Annotated in this window: 17 protein-coding genes; 10 read left to right on the forward strand and 7 right to left on the reverse strand. The window is 35.5% G+C overall.

What is annotated here, in order from left to right; genetic code table 11:
* On the forward strand, window positions 1-792 hold the full coding sequence (locus tag J4T76_RS02440; RefSeq protein WP_267339538.1) for a class II glutamine amidotransferase: 792 nt from the start codon (window positions 1-3) through the stop codon (window positions 790-792).
* Here J4T76_RS02440 and mdtH read toward each other — a convergent pair.
* The 6 genes from mdtH to pncB form a co-directional block, all read right to left on the reverse strand.
* A complete protein-coding gene (gene mdtH, locus J4T76_RS02445) occupies window positions 758-1,969 on the reverse strand; it encodes a multidrug efflux MFS transporter MdtH (RefSeq protein ID WP_267339539.1) in 1,212 nt (403 codons plus the stop codon). The genes J4T76_RS02440 and mdtH overlap by 35 nt on opposite strands.
* Window positions 1,970-2,428: a methylglyoxal synthase gene (locus J4T76_RS02450; protein WP_267345195.1), complete on the reverse strand. Its 459-nt coding sequence runs from the start codon at window positions 2,426-2,428 to the stop codon at window positions 1,970-1,972.
* Between the two features lie 136 nt (window positions 2,429-2,564).
* The gene (locus J4T76_RS02455) at window positions 2,565-3,704 is read right to left on the reverse strand and encodes a porin (protein ID WP_267339541.1); all 1,140 of its coding nucleotides are present in this window, start codon (window positions 3,702-3,704) and stop codon (window positions 2,565-2,567) included.
* Between the two features lie 304 nt (window positions 3,705-4,008).
* Window positions 4,009-5,130, reverse strand: coding sequence for a porin (locus tag J4T76_RS02460; RefSeq protein WP_267339542.1), 1,122 nt, complete (start codon window positions 5,128-5,130; stop codon window positions 4,009-4,011).
* A gap of 297 nt (window positions 5,131-5,427) precedes the next feature.
* Entirely contained in the window at window positions 5,428-6,831 is a 1,404-nt protein-coding gene (gene asnS, locus J4T76_RS02465; RefSeq protein WP_267339543.1) for an asparagine--tRNA ligase, read from the reverse strand.
* Between the two features lie 151 nt (window positions 6,832-6,982).
* Complete coding sequence (pncB, locus tag J4T76_RS02470; RefSeq protein WP_267345192.1) at window positions 6,983-8,176, reverse strand: nicotinate phosphoribosyltransferase; 1,194 nt, start codon at window positions 8,174-8,176, stop codon at window positions 6,983-6,985.
* Window positions 8,177-8,333: 157 nt separating this feature from the next.
* Here pncB and pepN point away from each other — a divergent pair, with 157 nt between their 5' ends.
* Together pepN and J4T76_RS02480 are read left to right on the forward strand one after the other, a co-directional pair.
* A complete protein-coding gene (gene pepN, locus J4T76_RS02475) occupies window positions 8,334-10,967 on the forward strand; it encodes an aminopeptidase N (protein ID WP_267339545.1) in 2,634 nt (877 codons plus the stop codon).
* A gap of 121 nt (window positions 10,968-11,088) precedes the next feature.
* A complete protein-coding gene (locus J4T76_RS02480) occupies window positions 11,089-11,424 on the forward strand; it encodes a rhodanese-like domain-containing protein (protein WP_267339546.1) in 336 nt (111 codons plus the stop codon).
* 72 nt (window positions 11,425-11,496) lie between these two features.
* Here the strand turns inward: J4T76_RS02480 and J4T76_RS02485 are convergent, their stop codons facing one another.
* A complete protein-coding gene (locus tag J4T76_RS02485) occupies window positions 11,497-12,345 on the reverse strand; it encodes a MetQ/NlpA family ABC transporter substrate-binding protein (protein WP_267355751.1) in 849 nt (282 codons plus the stop codon).
* A 184-nt stretch (window positions 12,346-12,529) separates the two neighbouring features.
* Between J4T76_RS02485 and J4T76_RS02490 the strand changes: the two genes are divergently transcribed.
* The 7 genes from J4T76_RS02490 to mlaC all read left to right on the forward strand — a co-directional run bounded on the left by J4T76_RS02490 (window position 12,530) and on the right by mlaC (window position 18,537).
* Window positions 12,530-13,690: an amidohydrolase gene (locus J4T76_RS02490; RefSeq protein ID WP_267339548.1), complete on the forward strand. Its 1,161-nt coding sequence runs from the start codon at window positions 12,530-12,532 to the stop codon at window positions 13,688-13,690.
* Window positions 13,683-14,726, forward strand: a complete 1,044-nt coding sequence (locus J4T76_RS02495; RefSeq protein ID WP_267345186.1) for a methionine ABC transporter ATP-binding protein — start codon at window positions 13,683-13,685, stop codon at window positions 14,724-14,726. The genes J4T76_RS02490 and J4T76_RS02495 overlap by 8 nt, the downstream gene beginning before the upstream one ends.
* Window positions 14,727-15,425, forward strand: coding sequence for a methionine ABC transporter permease (locus J4T76_RS02500; RefSeq protein WP_267339550.1), 699 nt, complete (start codon window positions 14,727-14,729; stop codon window positions 15,423-15,425).
* 325 nt (window positions 15,426-15,750) lie between these two features.
* Entirely contained in the window at window positions 15,751-16,524 is a 774-nt protein-coding gene (gene mlaF, locus J4T76_RS02505) for a phospholipid ABC transporter ATP-binding protein MlaF (protein WP_443135235.1), read from the forward strand.
* A complete protein-coding gene (gene mlaE, locus J4T76_RS02510) occupies window positions 16,524-17,303 on the forward strand; it encodes a lipid asymmetry maintenance ABC transporter permease subunit MlaE (protein ID WP_267339552.1) in 780 nt (259 codons plus the stop codon). Before mlaF ends, mlaE begins: the two co-directional genes overlap by 1 nt.
* Window positions 17,304-17,314: 11 nt before the next feature.
* Complete coding sequence (gene mlaD / locus J4T76_RS02515) at window positions 17,315-17,902, forward strand: outer membrane lipid asymmetry maintenance protein MlaD (protein ID WP_267339553.1); 588 nt, start codon at window positions 17,315-17,317, stop codon at window positions 17,900-17,902.
* 2 nt (window positions 17,903-17,904) lie between these two features.
* Complete coding sequence (mlaC, locus tag J4T76_RS02520; protein WP_267339554.1) at window positions 17,905-18,537, forward strand: phospholipid-binding protein MlaC; 633 nt, start codon at window positions 17,905-17,907, stop codon at window positions 18,535-18,537.
* Window positions 18,538-18,547 lie beyond the last annotated feature (10 nt).

The raw sequence follows: 18,547 nt of genomic DNA on the forward strand, positions 1-18,547 counted from the left end.
ATGTGTGAATTGTTGGGTATGAGTGCTAATGTGCCAACAGATATCTGCTTTAGTTTCACCAGTTTAATTAAAAGAGGTGGAGATAAAGGTCCCCATAAAGATGGCTGGGGAATCACTTTCTATGAAGGCAAAGGTTGCCGAACATTCAAAGATCCCGAACCTTGTAGTTACTCTGCTATCGCCAAAATGGTTCAAGAGTATCCTATCAAATCTAAAGCAGTAGTTGCACATATTCGACAAGCTAATCGTGGCGCTGTTGCACTTGAAAATACCCATCCATTTACCCGTCAGTTGTGGGGAAAAAATTGGACTTTTGCCCACAATGGTCAACTGACTGATTACCAAGATCTCAATACAGGTTTTTTTCAACCAATAGGTGAAACAGATAGCGAATATGCTTTTTGTTATTTAATTAACCAATTACACCAAAAATTCCCTCAGCAACCCTGTGATGTTCTCGTTTTATTTCGCTTTATCAAACTTTGTGCTGATAAGCTAAGTGAGCAAGGAATATTCAATATGTTACTTTCTGATGGGCAGTTTGTACTTGCTTACTGTACCACTAATCTGCATTGGATAACCCGTAGAGCGCCATTTGGCAAAGCAAAATTACTTGATGAAGATGTAGAAATTGATTTTCAAAAACATACAACACCGAATGATGTAGTTACCATTATTTCTACCTTACCTTTAACATCAAATGAGACTTGGCATAAACTTGATAGAAGCGAAGCAATCTTGTTTAAAAATGGTGAAATTATCCAATCTTTTTCATCTTTATGCGAACCATAGGTGGTTCATTTTTGAATAGATATTGTAAATAGGCTAATGTTACTAAACCAATAAAAGTTAAAATAATCCAAGGCAGATGCGGAAAACCAATCTGTATGGCAATATCATAAAGCCATCCTGCACCGGTATAACCCATAAATCCACCTAGGGCAAGTCCTAACCGACTAAATCCCATATAACTGCCTTTAGCTTTAGGATTCGTTAGGACCGTTGATAATGTTTCTCGGGCAGGTTCAGCAATAATTGCTCCTAAATAAAATAGTGCAATTAGTGATAAAAGCATAGATAAATGTGTAGTGAAACCAATAATGATGAAAGCAAATGACATCAAGAACAGACCGAATTTAAGACGTTGATCTAATCTAAAATATTTTTCACTTAAACGTGCTAGTGGATAAAGCAATACTAGTGATATACAAGCTTGAATTGCATACATCCATTTTACATAACTAGGGCTACCAGATACCTGAGTTATAGTGAGCGGTAACATCAACATTATTTGTACCCATAATACATAATAGCCGGTCAAAGTAAGCACATAACTGGTAAATTTCTTATCTTTTACAACCATTTTCATACCATTAATAATCGAGGCTTTACCTATGGCAATATGGTAAGCTGGCAAAAAGAACATGTTGAAAATACCGCACAAGAAAAAAATGAAAGCCCCACACCAACAAACTAAATGAAAGTCATAATCAATCAGAATTCCACCAATAAGCGCACCAATAACTGCCCCGGCATTATCTTGTATCATTAATAACGAAATAAATTTGCCTCGCTCATGTGGACGAGTAAATTTAATGGTTAATCCCATTCGAGGAGGATCAAAGAGTAACCCTCCTAATGCGGAAAGCAAACAAGAAAGTAATAATAGCCAAGGTTCATTAGCAATCGCCATCGAAATAAATCCGATACAACGCAAAAACATTCCTGTAACAATCATTGGTTTTGCGCCAAAACGATCCGCTATCGCACCACCAATAATGCCAAAACCTTGTTGCACAAATTGTCGAAGACCTAAAGCAAAACCGACAAAGAGGGCACTCCATCCAACTTGACTTACAAAATGCGTTGAAACCAGAGGAAAAACGACATAAAAACCTAAAACAATAAATAAATTATCTAACAAGAGTATTTGTCTGCCAGTTTTGCGAATTTGAGATGGTATTGGCATTTACTGGACTCTTTCGATTAAATAACCTTGGTAATCAGGAATTTCGATATCGACTTCATGTTCAAACATTGCTGATTGAATTAATGCATTAGCAGTAGCTTGATTAGTTGCAACAGGAATATTCCAAACTGTTGCTAACCGCAGTAACGCTTTAACATCTGGATCATGCGGTGCGGCGTTAAGTGGATCCCAAAAGAAGATAAGCATATCAATTTTACCTTCTGCGATTAAAGCGCCAATTTGCTGATCTCCACCCATTGGACCACTAAGCATTGGCGTAATATTTAATCCGATCTCTTTTTTTATTAATCTGCCAGTTGTTCCTGTACCCCATAAATTATGATGTGCAAGCTTTTCACTATTTTTTTGACACCAGGTTAGTAATGATTCTTTCAAGTGATCGTGTGCAACTAACGCAATATTTTTTTTTGCAGGTAATTTACGAGTGGTATAACGCATTTTTTTATCCTAATTCTTTATTATTTTTTTAATTTTTTAACAGAGTATGAATTAAAGTGCAAGAGATATTTATTAATCAATAGATAATAAAAAAGGCACCGAAGTGCCTTTTTAAACTTTAACCAGTTACAACTAATTAGAATTGATAGATTAAACCAAGTGCAACGGTATCTTTGGCAGTTGCTTTAATTTGAGACTTAGTAAATGTACCATCTTCATATAAAGCACGACGTGCGCCAATATCATCCTTATCTAACAAGTTGATTTTATAATCAACAATTGCTGATAAATTTTTGTTGAAGTCATAAGTTAAACCAACATCAACATATTTAGCTAGATCATTACCTTTAAGACCCGCATCACTTGTTAAGCTAGACGCATCTTTAACTTTATGTTGGATATAAGCAACAGATGGAGTTAAACGACCAATATCAAAGTCAATACCATATTGTGCTACAATTTCAAATCCTTTAGTTTTTAAATCATCAGCACGACGATTTGTTGAAGCATTGTTCCAACCATATTTTTGCTTACCTTCAATGTAAAGTGCTGCTAAATATATGTTGTTGTTGTCATATTTAACACCAGCTGACCATGATTTAGCATCTTTATGACCGCCTGTTTGTGCATAACCTGCACCAACAGTTAAACCAGTATCAAGCACATCCCAATCTACAACTGAACCCCATGCTTCGGCACTATTGTGACCATTTTGAGTTTGTCTATTGAAATGATCAGTTGAACTGTTATCACCATTGTCAGCGTATTGAACAGCAAAACGTAAACCATCAACTAGACCGAAGAAATCTGAATTACGGTATGTTGCTACAGCTTTAGTACGTGCAGTTAATGCATAAAAATCATTGTTTGATGCATCTCCACCAAATTCTGGTAAAACATCAGTGTAGGAAGTTAACGTTTTTAACACACCATCATTACGACCATAATCGAATGAACCAAAATCACCAAAGTTTAAACCAGCAAATGCATAACGAGTTTCGTTATCAGCGTCTTTACCTGTTTTTGCTTCATATTCCCAACGACCATAACCTGTTAAACTGTCAGTGATTTGTGTTTGTCCTGACATGCCTAAACGAGCGGTAGTTTTGTCACCTTCGCCAGTTTGATTGTTGCGATCAGTAATATAGTTTAAAGCATAAACTCGACCATAAAAGTCAACTTTATTTCCATCTTTGTTCCATACTTCAATAGAAGCGTTAGCTGTACCTGCAATTAAAAGCGCAGGGATAGCGATTGCTAATAGATTACGTTTCATTTTGTTACCCTCGTAGGTATATTTTATTATTAAAAAAGCAAATTACTTTGCTCTGGATTTAATAATTAACTACTAAAAATAGCAATTATATTATTACGGTGATATCTATTTTAATTTTTATAAATAGATTTTAATCATATATACTATCTATTTAACAATGTTCTTTAGATAAAATCTGAGGTTTTGCGATTATTTTAATATTTAATATTAATTTTTTTAAACATTAAATGTTTTTTTGCTTAAAAAAATTTTTATTAGGTAATATAAAAGGCACCTAAGTGCCTTTTATATAGGGGTTAAGAGATTAGAATTGGTAAATTAAACCAACACCTAACACATCTTTAGTACCTGGTTTGTTTTTGTGACCGCGAGAATTTTCAGTATTGTTTGCAGCGCCGACATCTTTACGATCAAGAAGATTGAATTTATATTCAACAATCGCGCTAAAGTTTTTATTTAGATCATAAGTTGCACCTAAAGAAACATATTTAGCTAAAGGTGAGGTTGATGAATGATCTGCATAACGATAATGATCAATACTTTCTTTATGTTGTACATAAGCTAAAGATGGAGTTAAGCGACCCACATTTAAATCAATACCATATTGTGCAACTAATTCAAAACCTTTGATTTTTTCATCAGAAATATATCTATTACCATTAGCATTGTTAGTTACAATCCATTTATTTTTAATTTTGGTTTGGAAATAGTTAGCAGCTAAATATAAATCATAATTTTCATATTTAAGACCAGTAGTCCAAGTGCTATGGCGATGATCGCTTGAAGTTGATTGAGCATAACCTGCACCTGCTGTTAAACCTGTATCAAAAATACGCCATTGAGCATTAAGACCATAAGCTTCTCTTGATTCACCACGAACTGAATCTTCAGTTTGTGAATTATCACCGTTATCAGCATATTGTAATGCAAAACTGATATCATCAGCTAAACCAAATAGATTGTTGTTACGATAAGTTGCAACCGCTTTAGTACGAGCTGAAAGCACGTTCCAATCATTATTCGCTGCATCACCGCCAAATTGTGGTAATACGTCAGTATAAGCAGTGATTGCTTTTAAAACACCATCGTTACGACCATAATCGAATGAACCTAAGTCACCAAAGTTTAAACCAGCAAACGCATAACGAACTTCGTTTGAAGAATTTTTACCTGCTGCCGCTTCATATTCCCAACGACCGTATCCAGTCACGCTATCAGTGATTTGCGTTTGACCAGACATACCTAGACGAGCTGAAGTATCATCACCTTCATTTTTTTGACCACGGTCAGTGATGTTGTTAGCTGCTTTTACTCGACCATAAAAGTCAACTTTGTTGCCGTCTTTGTTCCATACTTCGATAGAAGCGTTTGCACCAGCTGCAACTAAAAGTGCAGGAATAGCGATTGCTAATAGATTACGTTTCATTTTTTACCCTCATGGTTATTTTATTGCTGACACAGTCCATAGGATTTGAGTCAATTTCTACTACGATGATTATTCATCCAAAAATAATATTTTTGTCTATTATTTTTATCCAATTTTCATAGCAGAGTGAATTATGTCTAAATTTAACTTAAAATCAAGTGAACTTTTCGTTAAACATGATGTCTAATGTCAAAAAGGGGTCTGTTTGACTAATTTTTATACTTTTTTTGAATCTGTATTGTGCTTTTTTCATCTAAACCGACTTAAAATCGGTTTAGTGTATGAAATATAATCAGTTTAGAAGTTTGCGTTACGCGGGGTTCTTGGGAATGGAATAACATCTCGGACATTTTGTACACCAGTAACATAGACAATTAAGCGTTCAAATCCAAGACCAAAACCAGAGTGAGGGACTGTTCCATAACGACGTAAATCACGATACCACCAGTAATCTTCTTTTTTAAGACCCATTTCGTCCATACGTTTATCTAACATATCTAAACGTTCTTCACGTTGTGATCCACCAATGATTTCACCAATGCCTGGTGCTAACACATCCATTGCAGCCACAGTTTTACCATCGTCATTCATGCGCATATAAAATGCTTTAATATCTTTAGGGTAATTTTTAACAACAACTGGCGCTTTAAAATATTGCTCAGCTAAATAACGTTCATGTTCTGAGGCTAAATCAATACCCCAACTCACTGGATTTTCAAATTGAGCATCACAATTTTGTAAAATGGTGATGGCATCGTTGTAATCAACTTGTGCAAAATCAGCCTTAATAAAGTTTTCTAGACGATTAATCGCATCTTTATCAATATGTTGAGCGAAAAATTGCATATCGTCAGCTCGTTTTTCGAGTACTGTCTTAAATACATATTTCAACATGTCTTCAGCGAGTTTAGCGTTATCATCAAGATCAGCAAACGCAACTTCAGGCTCCATCATCCAAAACTCAGCTAAATGGCGTGTAGTATTTGAGTTCTCAGCTCTAAAAGTTGGACCAAAAGTATAAACTTTTGAAAGCGCACATGCATAAGTTTCAGCATTTAATTGACCAGATACCGTTAAAAATGCTTCTTTACCAAAAAAGTCTTTATCGTAATCAATTTTACCGTTATCGTTTTTTGGAAGATTTAACATATCAAGCGTTGAAACACGAAACATCTCGCCAGCACCTTCGGTATCCGAAGCGGTAATAATTGGCGTAGAAAGCCAAAAAAAGCCACGTTCGTCAAAAAACTGATGAATAGCCTGAGCAAGAGTGTGACGAACACGCGTAATTGCACCGACAATATTAGTTCTTGCTCGTAAATGGGCAACTTCACGTAAATATTCAATTGAGTGACGTTTAGCCGCCATTGGATACGTTTCAGGATCGTCAACAAAACCATATACATCAACCTGCGTTGCTTGTAATTCGTATTTTTGTCCCTGCCCTGGTGATTCCACAACTTTACCAGTGACTTTAACCGAGCAACCCGCGGTTAAACGCAAAATATCTTGTTCATAATTAGGTAAGTTATTTTCGATAACAGCTTGAATAGGCGAAAAGCAAGAGCCATCATAAACTGCTAAAAATGAAATACCTGCCTTAGAATCACGGCGAGTTCTTACCCAGCCTTGAACGGAAACGGTGCTACCAACAGCGATTTTGCCTTGTAACACATTAACAATAGGTGCAACTGAATTCATTTTATTATCCATCTCTACATTAATTTGTTTAATTAAATTTTAAGTTATACTAATATATTTTAACGATTTCCCATAATAGAATGGAATCAATACCCCAATTAAAAAAGTTTTATTTTGGATTTATATTTATAAGATTAATAATAAGTTATTATTAATATTTAACGTTGAAAGTTCGTTTTAACTCATCAATAAAATTTAAATCTTGAGATATTGTTTTACCTGGACTGTCAGATAATTTAGCTACAGATTGATTATTGCATTGCGTTAATTTAATTACAATATTCAATGCTTTGGTATTCACTTCAGTTGAAGGAATATCACACGCCAAAAAACCACCTATACCAAATGACAGTTTTACTCGATGATTAAAATGGTTATAAATTTTAATAGCTTTATCAAAATTTAAACTATCAGAAAAAACAAGTAATTTAGTCTTAGGATCTATCCCTAATTTTTGATAATGTTTAATCGCCTTTTCACCCCATTCAATAGAGTCCCCCGAATCATGACGAAGACCTTGATAACAAGAAGCAAAGTGATGATCGAAATCACGCAAAAAAGCATCCATGGTAATACAATCAGTTAAAGCAATATCTAAATCATGAGGATACTCGTCTAACCAAACTCGAAGCGCATCTTTTTGGCAATCTTTCAAAATTGGACTTAATCGTTGATGCGCTTGAAACCATTCATGAGCTTGTGTTCCAACAGGCGTTAACCCCAAACGATAAGCAAGTAAATAGTTGCTGGTGCTATGAAAATTTTCAAAATTATCTTTCAAATAGCTAACAACGGCTTCTTGCACCGCAAACGAATAACGCCGACGCGTACCAAAATCCATTAAATTAAAATCAGACTTATCCATATTAGCCGTTTTTTCATTAAATTGAGCTAATTTATCTTTCAGCCTGGCAATGGCCTCCGGTACGCCAATTTGTGGAGAACGAGCCTTATGTACAATTTCACTGATTACCGCAAGTAAGGGGACTTCCCATAAAATAACATCTAACCATTTACCTTCAATCGAAATTTCAAGCATGCCATCTTCGTTTTTAATGGTGAGTAAATCACTATTAAAGTGCCAATTTTTAAGCCAATTTAAATAGTCAGATTTAAAAAAAGGAATGTCAGATAAATAATTAAATTCATCATCCGTAAGTGATAATGATTCCATTAATTTTACTTGATACATTATTTCATCAGCATAGTGCCCTAATAAGTCATCACTACGACATCGGAACTGCGCAACGACGGTTGCATCAGGGTAATGATGAAAAACGGCTTGTTGCATATGCAACTTATATGCATCAGTATCTAAAATTGATGTAATTATTGCTGGTAACATATGTATCTATTATTACTACTATAAAGAAAATTCCTCAGATTATAGCAGAATAATAGTGAAGAGATAGATTAATTATGTAATAAGACTGTTTTTAATCAGCTATAATACTCACTAAATAGAAGATAGATTAAATACCAACCAAAAAGGTCATGACAAAATGAATACCAAAACAGCGGAATTACAACCCATTGCCAAATATCGTCTTGATTATAAAGCACCAGATTTTACTATTACTGACATCGATCTTGATTTTGATTTAGCAGCTGACATCACGACAGTCATAGCTCGCAGTCGTGTTGTGAAAAAAAACAAGCAAGCAAAAGATCTCATTTTAGATGGCGAAGACCTTAAGCTCATTTCGATCAATATTAACGAACAACCATGGCAAGACTATCAAATTACTAAAACAGGGTTAATCATTCAAAACGTTCCAAGTGAATTTATACTCACCATAGTTAACGACATTAAACCAATTGATAATACGGGATTAGAAGGACTATATGTTTCGGGTGAAGCGCTATGTACTCAATGTGAAGCTGAGGGATTTAGACATATTACCTATTATCTTGATCGACCTGATGTCCTTGCTCGATTTTCAACTCGAATTACCGCCAATAAACAAAACTACCCTTACCTACTTTCTAATGGTAACCGTATTGCACAAGGTGAACTTGCTGATGGACGTCACTGGGTTCAATGGCAAGACCCTTTTCCTAAACCAGCCTACCTATTTGCTTTAGTTGCAGGTGATTTCGACATCTTAAGAGATCAATTTACCACTCAATCTAATCGTAAAGTTGATTTAGAAATTTATGTCGATAAAGGTAATTTAGACCGTTCACATTGGGCTATGGCCAGCTTAAAAAATTCTATGCGCTGGGATGAAACACGTTTTGGATTAGAATACGATTTGGATATTTTTATGATTGTCGCCGTTGATTTTTTCAATATGGGAGCAATGGAAAATAAAGGTCTGAATATCTTTAATTCCAAATATATATTAGCCAAACCAGAAACTGCAACCGATACGGACTATTTAGGAATAGAAGGTGTCGTTGGTCACGAATATTTTCATAATTGGACCGGTAATCGCGTCACTTGTCGAGATTGGTTCCAACTTAGCTTAAAGGAAGGATTAACGGTATTTCGCGATCAAGAATTTAGTGCTGATATGGGTTCAAGAGCCGTTAAGCGGATTGATGATGTAAAATTAATGCGCACAGTACAGTTTGCTGAAGATGCAAGTCCGATGTCACACCCTATTCGACCTGACCAAGTCATTGAGATGAATAATTTTTACACAGTAACCGTATATGAAAAAGGTGCTGAAGTTATCCGTATGATGCATACCTTATTAGGAGAAGACAAATTTCAAGCTGGTATGAAGCTCTATTTTGAGCGTCATGACGGTAGTGCAGCAACATGTGATGATTTTGTAGCTGCTATGCAAGATGCATCGGGAATCGACTTAACTCAATTTAAATTATGGTATAGCCAATCAGGAACACCTGAATTAATGGTTACTGACAGTTATGACCCCAAAAATCAGCAGTATACTTTAACTGTTGAACAACATACCCCTGCAACTCAAGATCAAGCAGAAAAACAAGCGCTGCATATTCCACTAGATATTGAATTATATCAACATAATGGCCAAGTGATGACACTACAATATCAAGGAAAACCCATTCACCATGTGTTAAATCTGACGCAGCCTAAACAGCAATTTATTTTTGACCATATTAATGAAAAACCAATTATTTCACTACTACGAGATTTTTCAGCGCCAGTTAAATTGACTTATGATTATCTAGACGATGATCTGATTTTCTTGATGCAACATGCTACTAATGCTTTTAGCCGTTATGATGCATCCCAAATGTTATTGGCAAAATATGTTCGTTTAAATGTCGTAAATTACCAAGAAAATCGTGAATTAACATTACCAGAATCCGTATTAGATGCCTTTAGGGCAGTATTATTATCAGAAACAACTGATCCAGCTCTAATTGCACAAATTTTAACTTTACCGTCTGAAAACGAATTAGCCAATTTATTTAAGGTCATCGATCCAGCCGCTATTTATCAAGTTCGTCAATTTTTATTAAGCCGTTTTGCCAACGAACTGAACGACGAACTCAATGCGGTTTATTTTAATAATAAAGCTGTTGACTATCATATTGAACATATAGATATTGCTAAGCGATCTCTTAAAAACTGCTGTTTAACTTTATTAGCCTATGCTGATAATAAATCCCATGCAAACACATTAGTAAGTCAGCAATACTATCAAGCAAATAACATGACTGATTGCTTAGCGGCTTTAACTGTAGCAGTTAAAACGCAACTCGATTGCTCCAATGAATTGTTAACTGATTTTGATGAAAAATGGCATCAAGATGGTTTGGTAATGGACAAATGGTTATCCCTCAATGCAACAAGTCCTGATACCGAGGTGCTATCAACTGTGAAGAAATTATTAACTCACCGTTCATTTTCAATGAGTAACCCAAATCGGATCCGTGCATTAATTGGTGCTTTTGTGAATAATAACCTTGTTGCTTTTCATGCACAAGACGGCAGTGGGTATCATTTCTTAGTTGAGATTTTAACTGAGTTAAACCAAAAAAACCCACAAGTTGCTGCTAGATTAATTGATCCACTGATTCGATTAAAACGTTATGACGAAAAACGACAACAACAGATGCGAACAGCGCTTGAAACATTACTAAAACTTGATAATCTTTCTAAAGATTTATATGAAAAAATCAGTAAAGCCTTAACGGCATAATCAAGAAAAATATCATCCTACATAATCATTGTAGGATAATATAACGGTGTTAGTTGATATTTTTTACTAAAACGTATAGGTAACCTCAAACTTTTTGACAAACATGATAATGAGTTTTTAAATGACAACGACCATAAAATCAATTACACCTGTGGAACTAGCACAGAAAATAGAGGCATCTGAAGAATTATTCTTACTTGATGTTCGTGAACCTAATGAAGTCGACATATGCAGCATTAATGGGTCAACACACATTCCAATGAATCTTATTCCATTATATTTAGATAAAATTCCAGATGGTATCGATATCGTTATTTATTGCCACCGTGGTGTAAGAAGTTTAAATGTTGCGAATTATTTAGTCGAAAATGGCTTTGATGCCCAAAACCTATATAATCTCACAGGTGGAATTGATGCTTGGGCATCAGTTATAGATAATCAGATGATAAGATATTAAAAAGCCCGTGACTAAACCGGCTTTAGGCGACTAGTTTCCTCTATACTACTATGCATTAATTTGTATTTTGATTTATTCCTTAGGCATTACCCAATAACCATTTTGATTATGTGCTTTCATATAATCTTTGAATTGTTGGGATTGATAAATACGCTTAATATCTTGAGCCCACTGACTATTTTCATTGCCACCGTTTACAACAACCATAATTTCTAAATCAGGAATAATGGTTTCTAAAAGTAACGCTTTACTTGAGTCAATGTTAGCTGAATAAACGATACTTCCTGGTATTACCGCAAAATCAACCTCATTCATTACACGGGGTATGTTCGCTGAATCCATTTCAATAATCTCAATCCCGGCAATATTTTGAGCGATATCATTTTTGCTAACGATGATCGGATCTGCATTGTCTTTCAACTTAATCCAACCTGTTTTTTCTAATAAGTTATAAGAACGGGCAGCATTTGATGCATCTTGTGGGATCGCAACTTTAGCGCCCGCAAACACTTGATCTAATGAGGTATATTTATTCGAAAATATGGCAGCTGGTACAGATGGAACATGAACCACAGGCTTTAAATTTGCTTTGCGTTGACTATTAAAAACATCCATATAAGCAGTATGCTGAGCGACGGTTAAATCAATACTTCCTTCGCTTAAAGCTACATCCGATTCAAGCAAATGTGGGAAATTGATCAATTTAACCTTATAACCTTCTGATTCCAATATTGGCTTAACGGCATCTTTAAACAGATCATTATAGGGACCGGGCGATACCCCCATACTGATCTCTTTTTTCGTTTGATTATCGGTTTGCTTGGATGAGTCATTACAAGCATTTATAAAAAATGCTGAACATATGATGAAAACAAGTGATAGGTATTTAAACAATTTTTGTTTGATTAAACATTTTTTCATGTGAGTTACCCTTGATAAGCTATAAACACTTGATACACTCTATCATATAAAAAATAGTTCATTTATTCCAAGTAATTCTATCTTATAACTTTTTGGAATAAGATATAAAAAACGATTATTAGAGAGATAAATAAGCCTATGTTACCGTTAATGCCATCAATCATCATTAATCGTTGGATAAATTATGAGTCAAACTATCGCAAATACTATTCATCAGCTTTTTGTCGAATTACACCAAAATCCTGAACTTTCTAATCAGGAATTTGAAACCACAAAACGATTAAAATCTTATTTACAAAAAGCCAATATCCGCATTTTAGAATTAGGAGCTAAAACGGGAGTGATAGCAGAAATTGGCTCAGGTTCACCAGTGCTAGCATTACGTGCTGATATTGATGCATTGCCTATCAAAGAACAAACTACTTGTGACTACCGCTCAAGAAATCCAGATGTGATGCATGCCTGTGGTCACGATGTACATGCCTCTATTTTAATGGGAGCAGCTTATTTACTAAAAGCACATGAAAACGATTTAAAAGGAACAATTCGTCTACTGTTTCAGCCTGCTGAAGAAAACTTTAGTGGTGCGTTACATTTTATTGAAATCGGCGCATTAAATGGTGTTGATGCAATAGTAGGGCAACATAATAATCCCAATTTATCCATAAATCAGATGGCATCCTGTGCCGGACCGTTTTCTGCTAACGTCGACCGTATTGAAATTACTGTTAAAGGTGTGGGCGCACATGCAGCAAGACCAGAAACCGGTGTTGATCCTATTGTTGTTGGTGCTCAAATAGTGAATGCCATTCAAACCATATCGAGTCGCAGTATCAGCGGATTAGATGCAGTTATTGTAAGTATAACCAAATTTCAGGGTGGAAATACCTGGAATGTAATTCCCGAAACAGTAGAAATGGAAGGAACGGTTAGAACGCTCACCCCTAAAATTAGAGCTAGAGTTAAACAGCAGTTAACAATTATTACTGAAAATATTGCTTCTGCCCTAGGCGCACAAGCTGAGCTGCGCTGGTTTGATGGCCCACCTTCAATTATCAATGATGCCAAATGGGTGGAATTTGCCAAACAAGTGGCTCAGCAGCAAAATTATGAAATTGTTGATTTTAAACCTCAATTAGGTGGCGAAGATTTTGCTCATTACTTACATCATGTTCCAGGCGCTTTTATTAACCTTGGTTCACAAAGTTCTTATGCTGTGCATCATCCTAAATTTCAAATTAATCGAGATATGATAATGCCTGCGGTTAAATATTTATCTGAACTTGCCCAACAAGCACTCATCCAATTAGCACAAAATAAAAAGCCGGCGGTAAACCATGATTAAATTTGAATGTGTATCAAAACAATACGAGCGTAATGGCATTACTACCCAAGCATTAAATAATATCAACCTAACCATAGCAAAGGGTGATATTTATGGCATTATTGGTTATAGCGGGGCAGGAAAAAGTACACTTGTTCGTTTAATTAATTTTCTTGAAAGGCCCACTCAAGGCAATGTCTTTATTCAAAATCAATCACTCAACCAATTATCTAGTAAAGATTTACGCCTAGTTCGTCGAAAAATCGGTATGATCTTTCAACATTTTAATTTACTCGAGTCGAAAACTGTATTTGAAAATGTCGCCATTCCGTTAGTTCTAATCAAAAAAGATAAACAAACGATTAAACGAAAAGTGAGGGAACTTTTAGAATTTGTGGGATTAAGTGATAAAGCTAATAGTCATCCTAAAGAGCTATCAGGTGGACAAAAACAACGCATAGGTATAGCGCGAGCTTTAGCTAACGATCCTGATATACTGTTGTGCGACGAAGCCACATCTGCGCTTGATCCACAAACCACCCAAGCCATTTTAGATTTAATAAGAAAAATCAATGAAAAATATAAAATAACCGTCGTATTAATCACTCATGAGATGAGTGTGATTGAACGAATTTGTCACAAAGTTGCCGTAATGGAAAAAGGCAGAATTATTGAGCATGGTAATGTGCTTGATGTATTTGGCTATCCGAAACACCATACCACCCAAAATTTTGTCAGCTCTGTGATAAACGATCAAATCCCAAGTGGGGTAATTGAAAATCTATTAAAGATTGAGGAAAACAAAAATAATATCAAATTATTCAAATTGGAGTTTTTAGGACGTTCAGCCTCTGAACCCGTCATTAACTCACTCATATTACAACAAAAAGTCATCGTGAATATTTTATTTGCCCATATGTCAGAAATCGAAAAAACGGTTTTAGGCAGTATGTTTGTTCAATTAAAAGGAGATGATAACCACATTAAAGAAGCGGTACACTATCTACGTGAACGTGATGTTCAAGTGACCGAAATAAAACAATGGGAGATCAACTAAATGCAAATATTAAATAATATATTGAGTTATTTAAGCACGACTTTTGCCACAACGGTCACTTCTGATCAGTTTGTACAAGCCTCTTACGAAACATTGATTATGGTCGTGTGTTCTTTAATATTGGGCTCATTAATTGGCATTCCGCTAGGTATCTGTTTAGTCACAACTCGTCCTTCAGGTCTGCTTGAAAACAGACGGGTATACCGGGTTATCAACCCAATGATAAATTTAGTCCGTTCCTTGCCATTTATCATTTTGCTTGTGGCAATTTTGCCTTTAACAAAGTTTATTGTCGGTAGCTCAATTGGCACCACAGCTGCAATTGTCCCACTGACTTTTTATGTCGCCCCTTACATAGCTCGATTAGTGGAAAATTCGTTATTAGATGTAAAAAGCGGTATTATTGAAGCAGCCCAAGCCATGGGCGCAACACCTATCCAAATAATTTGGCACTTTATGTTACCTGAAGCTTTTAGCTCATTACTTTTAACGCTTACAACCGCCACAATTGGATTAATTGGAGCTACCGCTATGGCAGGTGCTATTGGTGCTGGGGGTATCGGCGATTTAGCGGTTTCATATGGTTATCAACGTTTTGACACCACAGTGACTTATATTTGCGTCTTTATTTTGGTTATTGTCATTCAATTTGTCCAAAGTACGGGTAACTACTTAGCCCGTAAGGCACGCCATGAATAGCTCAATTACGCGTTGATATATAGAGTAAATTACTCTTGTTGATTGCATTAATTCCATTACATGAGTTCAAATTCTATTTTATTGCATATTAATAAAAAATAATGAGTGTAAAAAAGTTTCAGATTAACTATACGTTTGAGAATAAAATATCTGAATAATCAAGTTATAATATCGCTAAAACAGTAAAAACAGACTCACTGATAATGTGTTTAATAGATTTCATTATTTATAAATATCAAGTAAAATAGGCGAAATTTTAATTCTGGTAGTGTAGGAAATCATTGTGACTGATGCATTACAGCAAAATTTGGTTGAAATACACGATATGTCTTTTTATCGTGGAACGCGACCTATTTATAAAAATATGAGTTTGACCGTTCCAAAAGGTAAAATAACCGCTATTATGGGACCTTCTGGAATTGGTAAAACTACACTATTAAGACTGATTGGTGGACAATTAAAACCACAAACAGGACAGATTTTATTTGATGGTGAAGACATACCCACCATGTCCCGCGCAAGGCTATATGAAGTACGCAAACGCATGAGCATGCTATTTCAATCAGGCGCATTATTTACTGACCTATCAGTATTTGATAATGTTGCTTATCCACTGCGTGAACATCTTAGATTACCTGAGCCAGTATTACATAATTTGGTATTAATGAAGTTACAATCCGTAGGACTTCGTGGTGCGGCAAACATGATGCCATCAGAATTATCTGGAGGGATGGCTAGGCGAGCTGCATTAGCTAGAGCGATTGCACTTGATCCAGATTTAATCATGTTTGATGAACCTTTTGCTGGGCAAGATCCCATTTCAATGGGTGTAATAGTTAAGCTTATTTCTGAAATCAACCAATCCTTAGGCTTAACATGCATTGTGGTCAGTCATGATGTAAATGAAGTATTGAGTATAGCCGATTACGCCTACATTGTAGCAGAACAGCATATTATCGCTGGAGGTACCTCAGAGCAACTACGTGACAATAACGATTTACGAGTCAAACAATTCTTGGAAGGACTTGCTGATGGACCTGTGCCTTTTCATTATCCTGCTAATGATTACAAATCGGACCTATGTAGAGGGATAAAATAATGTTGAATTTACTCGAGAAAATTGGGCAATGGTTGATTAATGTGATCGCCCTAATTGGCCGATCAGGAATGATGCTATTTGGTGCATTGATTGGTCAGCCTCAATTTAAAAAACAATTCCCATTACTGATCAAACAATTCTATTTTGTTGGTGTTCAATCACTATCCATTATTATCGTGTCAGGTCTGTTTATCGGCATGGTACTAGCGTTACAAGGTTACTTTATTTTAACAACATTTGGTGCTGAAGCCAGTTTAGGGATGTTGGTTGCATTGGCATTATTACGAGAGCTAGGACCTGTTGTTGCGGGACTGCTTTTTGCCGGTCGTGCAGGTTCTGCTTTAACAGCTGAAATTGGTCTTATGAAAGCAACCGAGCAATTATCGAGTATGGAAATGATGGCAATCGATCCGTTACGCCGAATTATCGCTCCACGGTTCTGGGCAGGATTTTTCAGCATGCCTTTTTTAACAGCGATTTTTGTTGCGGTCGGCATCATAGGTGGCGTATTAGTTGGTGTTGATTGGAAAGGGATTGACGCAGGATTCTTTTGGTCATCCATACAAAGTAATGTCGATTGGTGGCATGATTTAGGTAACTGTTTTATTAAAAGTTTCGCATTTGCTATTGCGAGCACTTGGATTGCACTTTTTAATGGATACGATTGTGTACCAACATCGGAAGGAATTAGTCGGGCAACAACTAATACAGTTGTTTATTCATCATTGGTTATTTTGGGGTTAGATTTTATTTTAACCGCATTAATGTTTAGTAATTGAGGTCATTTAACATGAGTCGTAAAGTAGAAATTACAGTGGGATTATTTATGGTGCTGGTTATTGTCTCAGTACTATTCTTATGCTTTAGAGTAACTGACCCAACATCGTTTATCAGTCATAATTCGTATAGAGTTTATGCGCAATTTGATAATATTGGTGGTTTAAAAGTACGCTCACCAATTAAAATTGGTGGTGTTGTTATTGGCCGTGTCAGTAATATAAGTTTAAAAGCTACGAACAATGAAGACTATAAACCTTGGGTAACCATGGATTTAGACACCCAATATAATAAAATTCCAAAATTAAGTGCACTTTCAATTAAAACATCAGGTCTATTAGGTGAACAATTTATCGATATTAACTTTGGATTAGATCAAAGCATAGAATACGATGTTGATGCTTTAGATGCACCGACATCTTTACCAAGTAAGGACAGTCATAATAAAGAAGATATCAATCCTTATCTTGAAGATGGCTCTATTATCTATAACACAAAGCCAGCAGTAGTCATTGAAGATTTAATTGGACAATTTTTATATAGTGCCGGTGGATCATCAGATAAAGATAAAAAACAAGATACTAATGACAATAAGGAGTAACTATGTTAACCAAATTTAAACAAACCTTTTTTTTAGTACTGACTTTAATGATAAGCGCTACGGCATTTGCAAACGATCCATATCAAGATATGCAAGTTGCAGCAGACAAAATTTTTAGTACGATGAAAGCGGAATCATCAACAATTAAATCTGATCCGAACAAACTTAAAGATATGGTCAGAAGGGATTTACTTCCTTACGTACAAGTTAAATATGCAGGGGCATTAATCTTAGGTAGTGCTTATAAATCTGCGACTGAAGCACAACGTACAGCTTACTTCAACGCGTTTGAAAACTATTTAATACAAGCATTTGCTCAAGCGCTATCAATGTACAATGGTCAGAGTTATCAAGTTGAAAAATCAAAAAATTTAGATGGCAAATCACTTGTTTCAATCCGGATATTATTAAATCAACCAGATAAAAATCAACAACCTATCCGTATTGATTTCCAATGGCGAAAAAATACTGTTACTGGTGAATGGAAAGCTTATGACCTAACCGCTGAAGGGGTAAGCATGGTTACCACTAAACAAAACGAATGGGCAACTATTTTGCGCCAAAAAGGGATTGAAGCATTAACCAAACAACTCAATGATCTATCAAATCGCAATATTGATCTTAACGCTAAATAAAAAGGCTATT

The organism is Gilliamella sp. B3022, from assembly GCF_028751545.1.
In the GTDB taxonomy this organism is placed as follows: Bacteria; Pseudomonadota; Gammaproteobacteria; order Enterobacterales; family Orbaceae; genus Gilliamella.